At 61.0% G+C, this 13,685-nt stretch carries 2 protein-coding genes; one reads left to right on the top strand and one right to left on the bottom strand.

What is annotated here, in order from left to right; all coding sequences use genetic code 11:
- Positions 1 to 90 precede the first annotated feature (90 nt).
- Positions 91 to 6,759, bottom strand: a complete 6,669-nt coding sequence (locus AC1DLV_RS03940) for a peroxidase family protein (RefSeq protein ID WP_476798266.1) — start codon at positions 6,757 to 6,759, stop codon at positions 91 to 93.
- A 697-nt stretch (positions 6,760 to 7,456) separates the two neighbouring features.
- Between AC1DLV_RS03940 and AC1DLV_RS03945 the strand changes: the two genes are divergently transcribed.
- On the top strand, positions 7,457 to 13,639 hold the full coding sequence (locus tag AC1DLV_RS03945; RefSeq protein WP_476798267.1) for a peroxidase family protein: 6,183 nt from the start codon (positions 7,457 to 7,459) through the stop codon (positions 13,637 to 13,639).
- Positions 13,640 to 13,685: the final 46 nt, after the last annotated feature.

Below are 13,685 nucleotides of genomic sequence, written 5' to 3' on the forward strand. Positions count from 1 at the left end.
TTGAAGCCGGTCTTGACCGAAAAGCGTTGGCCGGAAAGACCGATCTACGAGAATGTGGCGCCGGCTATTGCGGCCCCACGTGTTGCCTCGTCAAAGGTTGAAGTCACTTGCGCTGAGTTCGTGGGAACCTTTGATGCTGAGCTTGAAATCAGCGTCATTGCCACCGCTCGTGTTGCCGAGCACAACCGTATATTCTTCACCGTCGCGGATTTCATGGGCAACCATGAGCTCGCCCCTTCCGCTGAACCCATCGGACACCAAGGTGAAGCTCTGTTTGCCGGACGCGCACCAGTTTGCGTCCATCCCGCTTAGGTCAATCTTGTCCCCAGGCTGGAAGCCAACGATTGTGTCGCCATCGGCATGGGCTGCGGAAAGGAAGCGGAACGTGTCGTTTCCGCCGGCACCGCCGTCCATTACATTGACCTCGCTGCTGGCCGTGATTGTATCGCTGCCCCAGCCGCCGACGAAATTCTCGATGCCCCAGATCGTGTCGTTGCCGGTTTGGGCGCTTGATACAGAACCGCGCCCCATGTGGCCGGTGCCGAGATCGGCTGTAATGTTGGCGTTGATCGCCGACATGTCGAGCGTGTCGTTGCCCGTACCGCCGGCCATGTCGTCACCGTAGTAGGTGTCGTTGCCGTCGCCGTCTTCTGCAACGATCAGATCGTCGCCGCCGCCGCCGAAGACGGTGTCCTTGCCAGCGCCGCCGTTGATGAAGTCGTTGCCATCGCCGCCAAGAATGCGATCATCCCCACTGTCCCCGTAGAGCATGTCCGCTCCGCCATCGCCGAAGATGTCGTCGCTGCCGCCGCGGCCAAATACGATGTCCCTGCCATCACGGCCCATGATCGTATCGCCCGCTTCGGTGCCGCTCAGGCTATCTGCACCGCTGGTGCCCAACATGGCATTTGAAGGCGCACCATGGGGCGTCTGGCTCTCGCCATCAGACTCGCAGGCATCGTCATCTTCTTCATGATTGCCTGCATCATCCGGATCATCCCCGCCACCGGAACCTGCGACACGGATCTCAGGCTCTCCGTCAGCCAGGAAGGTGACCGAATGCGTGGCACTGAAAAGAGTTTTGGTGCCATTGGCGTTGATGTTGAGTTCATAGTCGGCAGGGTCGGCCCCTGCGGGTAGTTCAATAACATCCTGATCCCGCAGTGCCCCCACGATCGTGTCGTTGCCGCCATTGGATCGGAACACTATGCGATGGGCCGACAAGAGCCCCGTGATGTTGATCGTGTCGTCTCCAGTGTTGCCGTCGATGGTGATCGTGCTGAAGCTAAGGCTCGTGCCGGTGAAGTCGCCGACGACCTGGATCGTGTCGCCACCGTTTGCTCCGCCGCCAGCGCCACCAGGCGATGTCACCTGGAGCGAGTTGACGCGGATTTCTTCAATATTATCAAGTTCAGCGATCACCGCACCGTTGCGCGCTATGACGATCTCTGTCGAACTTGCCAGGGCAAGGCCGCTGATAGCAGCTAGAGCCGCAGCTCTAGAGTAAACCGTGAAGGTCTCCGCCCCTGCCGCACCGTTGACCTGGTAGGTATCGGTGCCAGCGCCACCGTCGACGAAATCGCGTCCGCCGGTGCTGCCAGTCTGTGTGATGGTATCATTGCCCTCGCCAGCGTCGATGTAGTCGTCGCCAGCGCCACCGTTGATCGTGTCGGCGCCGCCGAACCCGAAGATCGCCTGCGAGCCGTTGGCGCCATTGATGCCATTGAGATTGCCATTGTTCCCGGCGGAGCCATTGACCACAGCGTAGCTTACGGTGCCAAATCTCAAGGTCTCCGTCGCTGTGACCGTATCGATGCCTTCTGCACCGGTAGTGTCGGTTACCGTAAGAGTCACGCCATTGCTTTGCAGGCCAAAATTGCGGATTGGCCCGGAATAGACGGCCGTATCGTTACCGCCGCCACCGTTCAATGTATCGTTGCCGGCACCGCCATTGAGGGTATCGTTGCCGCCCGCCCCGTTGAGAATGTCATTTCCGCCATTGCCGTTGAGCGTATCGTTTGCGCCGAGACCAAACACTCCGCTCGTCCCATTGGCAATATCGTCACCCGCTGTTCCGTTGAAGGTGTTGCCTAGGAATGGCACGGCATTCCAGTTGTCACCAACCACTGCGGTTGGCGCTGAAAACAGCTGCTCGGCATTACCAGCGCCATCGGTGAAGCTGACCCGCACGCGCAGGAGGTCGCCGACCTGGCCCGCGCCAAGATTGTCAACTGGGGTGAAGCTTGGGCCGGTCGCCAGCGCGATGCTGCTCCAGGTGGCGCCGCCGTCCTCGGAAACCTGCCACTGATAGGCGAAGCCGCCAGCAATGCCGCCATTGGCGTCTGCAATGCTGCTGGTATCGACTGTCAGCGCCTGCCCTTCGGTGGGCGTCATGTCGCTGATGATCGGGGCGCCTGTGGGTGCAACGTTGATCAGCTGGCCGACATTGAAATCGATCGTTCCGCCGTTGCCGTCGGAGAAACGAAGCTGTTCTACGTTGAACAAGCGGTCGGTGCCGTCAGAACGCACCTTGTTTTGGACCGTCTCTTCTGGAATGTCTTCGCCATTCGGATCTTCGCCATCACCCGGATCCTCGAAGCCGGTGTGATCGACGGTAATGCTTCCATCGCTGTTGCGGGTGAAGGTGTAGTTGGTGACCACGTCAGTATAGACGGCAATGTCGGTATCTGAATTGTCCAGATCGCCGTCGACGATTTCTCGAACGATCGATAGCTGGCCAGGATTGAGCGTACGGTCGAACATCAATGCATCGAGTGACCGGCCGCCGAACTGCGCCGCAGCGCCTGGAACAAGCGCGCCTTCGTTCAGATCGCTTTCGAGATAAACCTGGGTGGTCATACCGTCAGCGGTATAGATAATTCCGTCTTTGACGATGCGGATGCGAACGTTGAGCCAATTGTCGCCATCGATGATGTCGTTTCCGGCCAGCCCCTTGATGACGTCGCTGCCACCGCCGCCCAACAATATGTCGGAGGCGTCCGCTGTTTCGACGACAATGGTCTCGGTCTTTCCATTGACGGTGACATTGGTGCGCGCCCGGTGCGCAACAAGCGCGTCAAGGCCGCTGATCAACGCGACATTCTTCTCCAGCAGAGCGTTCGAGTAAGAGTCCAACGGACTGTCTGGGCCAGGTATTGCAGCAGTGTTTTGGAGCTCGGACCGAGCGTTGGTGGGCGAGGAGCGGCCGGTCAAGGTGTCGTTCCTGTCCCACCCCGAGAGACCCTCAACCAGATCGAAGCGATCGCGCAGAATGAACGCTTCCTGTGTTGCAAATATCGGGATGCCGAGATCGGAGTTGGCGGCATTGCTGTCGCCCTTGTGGATCGCCCAATCGAAGCCGGCCATGCCGTTAGAACGCTGAATACCTTCGTTTTGGAACATAATGTCGTCACCGGACTCGGCGTCATAGTCGGTGTCGCTGCCGTTTCCGTTCATTACATCATGGCCGATGATGGTCGAATTGAAGAAGAGCTCCGAGTTCTCGCCGGCAAGAGTGTCGAAGCGGCCACCACCCTCGAGCCAGTCGTCGCCTTCGTTGCCCATAACGAAATCGCCGCCGTCACCGCCGCGAACGAAGTCGTTGCCTAGACCGCCCAGCAGGTGTTTCCCATCGGGACCGCCGATGATGAAATCATTGCCCGAATTGCCGAAGACCAGCGCCATGCCGGAGCCACCGTGAATGACATCGTTGCCGCCTTCGCCATGCAAGAAGTCCATGGCGCCAATGTCGGTGCCGGCATTGGTTATGATGTCATCGCCATCGCCGCCATGAACGACGTCGACGCCGTATCCTGCTTCGATGGTGTCGTTACCCTCGTAGCCCCAGATGGTATCGTCACCTTCGCCGGCAACAATGATGTCGTCCTCATTGGTGCCGCCCATCACCACGTGATCGCCACCATTGTAGATGAGTACGTCGAGATCACCGTCGCCATCGGCGTCCTTGCGCACCACTAGCGGCGTCAGGGCCTGGAGGATCGGGTTCGAAAACTCGGGATCGGCGCCGATCTGTTTGGATTGATCCATTTCGAGGGTGAAATCAGGCGTTGAGAAGATGTTCCCCGGCAACGCCGTCCGACCCTCACCCTCAAGGTCGGTATTGCGCATGATGATCTCGGTCAGCGAGTTGTTTTCCAACTCGTTCAACAGGTTGAGGCCCTGGACGCGCGACAGGTAGTAGAAGCGGTCGGCCTCCTGAAGGTTTTCCATCTGCAGCTCGAAGACGAAGCTGAATGTTGATCCCAGCATGCCGCCGAAATCCATCTTCTTTTCGGCGAGACCGCCAATCCAGAGATCGATTTTGTTGAGCCCCGTCTCGGCATTCGCCCAGGCGCCAGTGGCATTGAGAAACGCCTGCCGTTCATTGTCGAACGCCGTCTTTGCCGCGCCCGACAGGCTTGCATCCCCGAAAACCAGCATCGCAGCGGCCGCGCGCTTGCCCTCGATCGTCGTCTCAGAGTCAACGAGTGGATGCGTGCCATAGGCGGCGATGAAATTGACGATCGAGGCCGGGTTCATCAGGTTCAGGGCGAAATCGACCCAGCTGGTGTAAGGTTTGAGCTGAGAATCCTGTCCCGCCATCTGGTAGAACTGGGCGCGGGCCTCGTTTAGGGTCGGCAAGCCAACGTCGCGGCCACGCGCAATGTTGAGCGCCGCAAGGTCGAGCGGGATGCCCACCAATTGGTTGCGCAGAACGTCGGTCACGAATTCGTCAATCTCGTTGCCGCCCTGCCGCGTCATGCCGCGGATGATCGCGCCGGCGGCAGCGTCGTGATCGACAATCACATTGCCGTTGGCATCCACAGCACCCAGTTCCAGCGGGTTGAGGAACCCTTCGAACAGACTGATGTTATCGAAGCTATAGGTGCCGTCGGTTCCTTGGACGATGCGGTCGATATCCTGGTTCAGCATCGAGTGGCCGAAGCGATAAACGGCATGCGCGAACTCGGCGAAGATGGCCGGATTGACGTCGGCTGACGGTTCGAAAAGGAACGCATCCACGTCCGGCTGCATCTTGCGCCCGAATTCCTCGAAAACGAGATGCTGATATTCCATTTCGTTGGTGAAACGCGCGGCCTGGAACAGGCGCTCGCCATCCCAGATCAGCCCCGCGCCATTTGCCGGGATAGGATCGTTCACTCCAAGGTCGACGAGCAGCCATTCATTGATGAAGGCGCGGTCGCCCGAAGCAAGCACGACATTCTTGGTCTGTTCGACGAGGCTGTTGTGTTCCGAATGGAAGACATGGTGGATCGAGGTCAGGCCGATATTCTCATTGCCGCGGCCGTCGCCGGTGATGTAGTGCGCATCAAGCAGCTCGTCATCGTAGGCAGTCTGCTGCCCACGCGAGTTGAACCCGCCGGAATAACCAAGCTCGCTATCAGCATCAGCCTGCAAGACGCCGCCGGATAGAACGGGCGCCGCGGCATGGGCGATGTCGTCCAGAAAGGCGTTTAGCGTACGCGCCGCATCGACCGTCATGCCGCTCGTGATGGTCTGCGTCCCTGTCGATGTCAGTATGATCGTGCCGAGTGGCAACTGAATCGCAGATGGATTGATCGGAGTTACGAGATCGCCTTCGACGTAAATCGGCGTTCCATCGGGGCGGAAGGCTGCCAGCAATTGCGGCAAGCCATTGGCGCCGCGGATGAACTCGCCATAAGGGTCAGTGAGTAGCATGGGGACCCTGCCCACGTCGGCATCGGTTAGCTCGATGCCAAGCATCGTCCGGGCCTGCTCCTTGACGTCCGCCCATGTTGCAAGGCCCCGATCGCCATCAAGCAGTCGGCCAGTGGCAATGGGCTCGCCATCGAGCATCACATACTCGCGCAGGAACACCTGATGGGAGGCGTTCGAGGTGTAGGTCTGGTTCTGATCAACCCAAGGGGTGGTGACGTTTGCGGCGACGTTGCCATCCGCATCGCGCGAAGCACGCGTCATTACCATGAAGTTGGTGTGCGGAGTTGCCGGATTGTAAAGCGGGTCATCTTCGGCAAGCGGAATATAAACGGTGCCCGATCCGCCCTTGGCAACCAGATCAAGCCCGTGGTCGAAGAACTGACCAAATAGCGTGAACATCGAGTTGTAGGGGGCCGAGTCGCCGATATCAGGGGAGACGTTCTCGAAAGTGTAGGAATAGACAGGCGACCCAGCCGCGGCGAGCACGGCTCCGTCCGGTCCGACCACGTCGGCGGCATGAACCTTCCCGACACCGTTATTGTCCAGTAACTGCGTGCGCGACGCCGTCTTTCCCTCCTCAAGCATGGCGTCATAAACCATAATCGCGGCAGGGTTGTTGCTCGTCTGGTCGACAATGAGGTTTGAGATAAGACGCGGATCGGCGTCGACGACTGTCCCGGGAACAAACATCGGATTTCCCGTGGGCGAACCCGGTGTGTAGTCCGTGTTGGTGAGCGAAACCGGGTTGGCGGGCGTGCCAAATACTAGGGTATCACTGTCAGCGTCATTGCCATAACTTGGCGTCACCAGTGGGACGAACGGCTCTGCCGAGGCTCCCCATTGTTCGCGCCCCTCCAGCAGGTTGTTGTAGCTGCCATCGACCGTGCGCAGCCCGTAGGGAAGCAGGTGCGCCTGCAACGGAACGCCTGCAGCCGCATCTGCATCCAGGCCACCGGCTTCGGCGACCAATGTCGCCAAGTCGCCACCAGCCGCATGTGCCTCCGCGATTTTGATTTGCTTGAGTATGAATTCCAGATCGTGCTTCACCAGATTGACCATGACATTCCCCTCTTTCGCTTCGGCGATGTCTCAATCCGGCGTCGGAGCGGAGCATCGCAATTGACTGGCATCGCCGCATGACGAGGTTCACGGCGGTTTCATCAGCAATGGTGCACAAGAAAGCCTGTGCCGATAACTTCGGAAGGTCGGACGATGTGAAGAGTGCCTTGGTCTGCTTGCATCTGGACCAGTTCGGCGCCTGATCTGGGCTTTGGTCCAGCTAAACACCAAGACAAAGTATAGTGGTGACACACAGCAAAGCGGACAATTAGATTTGCTTGTGAATTTGGCGGACAAGGTGGCCGCCTCCCGGACCAGCCCGCGTCTTCGCTGTTGATCTTGCGCAAGCTATTTCTGACGAGAAATTGCAAAGGCGCGATCAAGGACCAAAGTCCGATGAAACCCGCGACGAAAGTGCAGTTGTCGCGATACCAACGTCGCATATTGCTCTCGCCGAAAGTTGCTGAAGTAGCTCGACTTCCGCCCATGCACTGAGCCCGGCCAAGTCTGCATCATGCTTGCACGGGGGCCTTGGCGTTCACCTTGCCGCGACCCGGAACTTCTGAAGGAACATCACGCCGTCCTAACACGAGCGTGGACGAAGACGACTGCGCGCGAGCGCTCACACAACAGCTTCTCCTGATCTCTCGCGCGGACGCCGGGGGAACCAGCAGAACCAACCACTGGGGAGCAGGCAATGGTCAAGTACATCCGTTCGGATCTGGATTTCATCCTGAAGCAGATCGAGCTTTCCGAAGCTCACGCAGCCGGCACGCCACTCAGCGACCTCATTCCGGCGCCGAACCTGAGCTTCGGCTTGCGCACCGTTGACGGCACCTACAACAATTTGCTTCCCGGGCGCGAAAACTGGGGCGCCGCCGACAACGAGTTTCCCTCCCTGCTCGACCCGCAGTACCGGCCCGCGACGCCGATCGACATGAACGGACCAGCGCCGGGCGGCGTGACCGCTTCGTCCTATAATCCCTCAAACAATCCGGGCAACATTGTCGTCGACAGCAGCCTGCGCACCATCTCCAACCTGATCGTCGACCAGACGCTGGACAACCCCGCCGCCATCATGGTCGCGCTGCAGCGCGCCGGCTCCGCGCCGGGCAATGAATTGGCAACCGCGGTCGCCATCAAAGCGGAATACGCAACTGTCAAGCCGTTCATCGAGGCTGCCGAGGACGCAAACCTCGCCAACATCAACGCGCAGCGGACGCTTGTCTCCGCGCAGCAAGCCCATGATACGGCCCCGACGCCCGAAACCCAGGTGGCCCTGGATGCCGCAATCGCCGCCGCCACGCAGACGCAGGCCGCCTCCGACACCGCCAATGCGGCCCTGGCCATAGAGCGCGTCGACCTCGACGGCATGCTTACGGCCAACGGCATCGAGATGGACGGCGACAACATCCAGATCACCAACATTGCGCCGGACGTCGGCCTTTCCGCTTCCTTCAACTCGTGGTTCACGCTGTTTGGCCAGTTTTTCGACCATGGCCTCGACCTCGTCGCCAAGGGCAACAGCGGCACCGTGTTCGTGCCGCTTCAGCCCGACGATCCGCTCTACGATCCAACCAGCCCCACCAACTTCATGGTGCTGACGCGCGCCAGCGTGCTGTCGCCCGGCGTTGACGGCATTGCCGGCACCGCGGACGATCACGCGCTTCCGCTGAACACCACGACATCGTTCGTCGACCAGAACCAGACCTATACGTCGCATCCGTCGCACCAGGTCTTCCTGCGCGAATATACGCTGGTCAACGGTAGGCCGGAGGCGACCGGCTCCCTGCTCGACGGCGCCAATGGCGGCCTGCCGACCTGGGGAGAGATCAAGGCCCAGGCGCGCAACATCCTCGGCATCGATCTGACCGACTACCATGTCGGCAACCTGCCGCTGCTGGCGACCGATGCCTACGGCAACTTCATCCCATCGGCGACCGGGTTCCCGCAGGTCGTCATGTTCGGCGTGCCAGCGGGTTCGCCGAGCACGCTGCAATCCGGCACGCCGGCCGATCCGCTTGAGCTGGTGAACGCCACCAATCCCGCCGCAGTCGTGCATCTTGCGGTTCGCACCGGCCATGCCTTCCTCGACGACATTGCGCACACCGCGGTGCCGGTCGGCAAGATCGCCGACGGCGACACCGAAATCGGCCTTGGCAATCCCGGCAACGGCAGCACCGAATACGACAACGAACTCCTGGACTCGCACTTCATCACCGGTGACGGGCGTGGCAACGAGAACATCGGCCTGACCGCCGTCCACCATGTGTTCCACGCCGAGCACAACCGGCTGATGGAGCACACCAAGGACGTCGTGCTGGAGAGCGGCGACATCGACTTCATCAACGCGTGGCTCGACGTCGCCATCACCGAACTGCCCGCCACCCCGGCGGCGATTGCAGCACTCGACTGGAACGGCGAGCGCCTGTTCCAGGCGGCCAAATTCGGGACCGAGATGCAGTACCAGCACCTCGTCTTCGAGGAGTTCGCCCGCAAGATCCAGCCGAACGTCAACGTGTTCCTGGTTCCGGACGGCTATGACGTGACGATCAACCCGAGCATCGTCGCCGAGTTCGCGCACGTGGTCTACCGCTTCGGCCATTCGATGCTGACGGAATCCATCGACCGCTTCGATCCGCAATTCAACGATGAATCGATCGGCCTGATCGAGGGCTTCCTCAACCCGATCGAGTTTGCCTCGCAGAGTTCAGGCGAAATGGCCGGATCCATCATCCGCGGCATGACCCGCCAGGTTGGCAACGAGATCGACGAGTTCGTCACCAGCGCATTGCGCAACAACCTGCTCGGCCTGCCGCTCGACCTCGCGACCATCAACCTGGCCCGCGGCCGCGACACCGGCGTGCCGTCGCTCAATGCGGCGCGGCGCGAATTCTACGAAGTTACCAACAACGACGCGCTTCTCAAGCCTTATGAGAGCTGGATCGACTATGCCGGCCACCTCAAGAACGAGGCCTCGATCATCAACTTCATCGCCGCCTACGGCACGCATGCGCTGATCACCGGACAGACCACGATCGAAGGCAAGCGCGACGCCGCCTTGACCATCATCACCGGCATCTCCGTCGGCGGCCTGCTGGTTCCGGCCGATGCCGAGGACTTCCTCAACGGCACCGGCGCGTATGCGACCGACCTTGGTGGCCTGGAGAATGTCGACCTGTGGATCGGCGGCCTTGCCGAACAGATCACGCCGTTCGGTGGCATGCTGGGCTCGACCTTCAACTTCGTGTTCGAAACCACGATGGAGAAGCTGCAGAACGGCGACCGCTTCTATTACCTGCAAAGGCTCGATGGGCTGCATTTGTTCGGCGAGATGGAAGGCAATTCCTTCGCCGCCATGATCATGCGCAACACCGACGCAACCCACCTGCCGTCGGACGTGTTCTCGACGCCCGGCCTCATCCTGGAGATCGACCGGACCAGACAGTATAATCCCGGGCTGGGAGAAACCGCCGGCGCCGATGGCCAGCTGAACAACGACCCGAATACCGCGGCAGACGAAACCGCCGACAATCTGGGCATCGACCCGGCCGGCGGCTCGATCCTGACACCTCTGGTGATCCGCAACAATCCGGGAACGGCTGGACCTGACGCCAACTACCTGCGCTACACCGGCGAGGATCACGTCGTGCTCGGCGGCACCGACCCCGGCAACGCCTTCAACCCGTCCGGCAACGACATCCTGATTGCCGGCATCGGCGACGACACGCTGTTTGGCGATGGCGGCAACGACAAGCTGGAAGGCGGCCACGGCAACGACATCATCAATGGCGGCAGCGGCGACGACATCATCACCGACATCGGTGGCGACGACAACATCAAGGCCGGCGAAGGCAACGATGTCGTCAACGCCGGTCCGGGCCTCGATCTGGTGCTTGCCGGAGACGGCCAGGACTTCATCGTGCTTGGCACCGACATGGGTTCGGAAGTGTTCGGCGGCCTGGGCAACGACTTCATCTTGGGCAACAAGAACGCCGAACGCATCCTCGGCAACGAGGGCGACGACTGGCTGGAAACCGGCACGTTCGACGGTGCGCCCGGCGACAATTTCGACGAAATCTTCGCCAGCGACAGCGTGCGTGGCAATGACGTGTTCCTGGGCGACGGCGGTTTCGACGAGTTCATCGGCGAAGGTGGTGACGACATCATGGTCGGCAGCCCCGGCCGCGGCAAGATGGCTGGCATGTCCGGCTATGACTGGGTCACCTACAAGGACAACATCGCCGGGGTGAATGCGGACCTGTCGATCCCGATCATTTTCGACGAAGCGCCGACGCTGCCGCAGAACGCTGCACTCGACGAATTCGAATCGATGGAAGGGCTTTCTGGATCGGCGCATGACGATATCCTCGCCGGCTCGCAGGTTGTCGCGGCCGAGCGCCTGCCAGCCAACCAGGGTGGAACCGAGGGTATCGCCGGAAGCTTCCTCGACGCCCAGGGCATCGCCCTGATCAGCGGCCTGCAGGCGTTGCTGGGCGCCGGGGTGACGGAATTCAGCGCCGGCGACATCATTCTCGGCGGCGACGGCAGCGACCGGATTACCGGCAACGCCGGCGACGACATCATCGACGGCGACAAGTGGCTGGATGTGCAGATCGGCGTTTATGCGGCCTCCGATACCGGACATACCGGCGCACCGCTGGAGCTGCACAAGAGCATGACGACGCTGTCGTCGCGGATGTTTTCCGGCGCGATCAATCCCGGCCAGCTCGGCATAGTCCGCCAGATCATGACGGCTGACGGCTCCAACGACATGGATACGGCGGTCTTTTCGGGCAATCTGGACGAATATACCTTCGGAACCGATGCCTTCGGACGGATGACCGTGTCGCACACGGGTGGAACCCTGCTCGACGGCACCGACACTATCATCAATATCGAGCAGCTTCAGTTCGCCGACCAGTTCGTGAGCCTGGTCAACGATCCGGCGACAGGGGCACCGGCCATCAGCGACACGACCCCGACCGAAGGGTCGCAACTGACCGCGTCCATCGGCACACTCGCCGACGCGAACGGCTTCAACCCTGCTAGCGTCACCTGGCAATGGCAGGTTGAGACGGGCGTGGGAACGGGCCTCTTCACCAATATCGCCGGCGCGACGAATGCCAATTTCACGCCCGGCCAGGCCCAGGTAAACAGGCAGGTGCGCGTAGTCGCTAACTTTCTGGATAACCGTGGCTTTGCCGAAAGCGTAACCTCCGCGGCCACCATCGTCGTCGGCGATCTGGTTGCGGGGCTCCCAGCGGGCGAAACCATCACCGGCACCGAAGGCCAGGACAATCTATCCGGCCTCGGCGGCAACGACACCATCAATGGTCTCGGTGAAAACGACATCCTGAACGGTGGCGAAGGCAACGACACACTCGACGGCGGAACGGGCAACGACACCATGAACGGCGGCAACGGAAACGACACCTTCGTCGTCGACAGCGCGCTCGACGTGGTGATCGAAGGCGCCGGCGGCACCAGCGGCACCGACACAGTGCAGACAACTTTGGCCAACTATACGCTCGGAGCGAATGTCGAGAACCTGACCAAGCTCGGCGGCGGCAATTTCAACGGCACCGGCAACAATGCGGCCAACGTGATGACCGGCGGTACCGGCAACAACACACTGAACGGGCTAGGCGGCAACGACATCCTGAACGGCATGGGCGGTGCCGACACGCTAAATGGCGGCGACGGCAACGATACGCTGAACGGCGGCATCGGTGTCGACACGCTGAACGGCGGCAACAATGACGACATTCTCGACGGCGGCGCCGGCAATGACGGCATGGCCGGCGGCAACGGCAACGACACTTATATCGCCGATGCCGGGGACGTGATCATCGAAAACGCCGGCGCCGGCACCGATACGGTGCAGACGACGCTCGGCAACTACACGCTTGGCGCCAACCTCGAGAACCTGACCAAGCTCGGCGGCGGCACCTTCGCCGGCACCGGCAACGCGCTTGCCAACATCATCATCGGCGGCGGGCTGAACGACACGCTGAACGGGCTGGCCGGCGACGACCGTCTCGATGGCGGCCTCGGCAACGACACCATGAACGGCGGCGCCGACAACGACACCTACGTCGTCAACGCGATCGGCGACATCGTCAATGAAGTCCTGAATGCCGGAACCGACACCGTCGAAACCACGCTTGCATCCTACACGCTCGGCGCCAACCTCGAGAACCTGACCTACACCGGCGCCGGCGCATTTGCCGGAACCGGCAACACCTTGGGCAACACCATCAACGGCGGCGGATTGAACGACACGCTGAACGGGTTGACCGGCAACGACACATTGAACGGCGCAAACGGCAACGACACGTTCCTTGCCCAGAACGCCGACGGCAACGACACATTCAATGGTGGCGCCGGCACCGACACGCTGAACATGTCCGCCGTAACCGGCGACACCTCCGTCAACTTCGCGACGGGTGCGGTCACCGGTGCGGGAACCGACACGATCAACGCCGTCGAAAACGTGATCGGCGGCGCCGGCATCAACACCTTCACCGCGAGCAACACGGCGAATGTCCTCAACACCATGACCGGCGGCGGCGGCAACGACGTGTTTGTCTTCGCAACCAATACTGCCGCGAACGGCGACGTGATCACCGACTTCCAGGCCGGCGACCGGGTGGACCTTTCGGGTATAGACGCCAACTCGACGGCGGGCGGCAACAACGCCTTCACGGTCCTCATCCAGGGCAACACAGCGTTCGGTGGCCAGGGTGTGTTGCGCACCTACCAGGCAGGCGGCAACACGGTCATCGAAGGCAACAACGACACCGACACGGCAGCCGACTTCTCGATCACGCTGTCCGGCAACGTGGCGCTGACGCTGGGTGGAAGCTTCATCGCCTAGCCACGCAGCAGAGGTCGGCCGCAAACGTGGCCGACCTCTCGACGTC

The sequence above is a fragment of the Aminobacter sp. 01T433 genome (assembly GCF_056398585.1).

Bases quoted from the DNA above. Each gene is read 5' to 3' on its own strand.
- AC1DLV_RS03940 (WP_476798266.1), bottom strand. From the start codon at position 6,759: ATGGTCAATCTGGTGAAGCACGATCTGGAATTCATACTCAAGCAAATC.
- AC1DLV_RS03945 (WP_476798267.1), top strand. From the start codon at position 7,457: ATGGTCAAGTACATCCGTTCGGATCTGGATTTCATCCTGAAGCAGATC.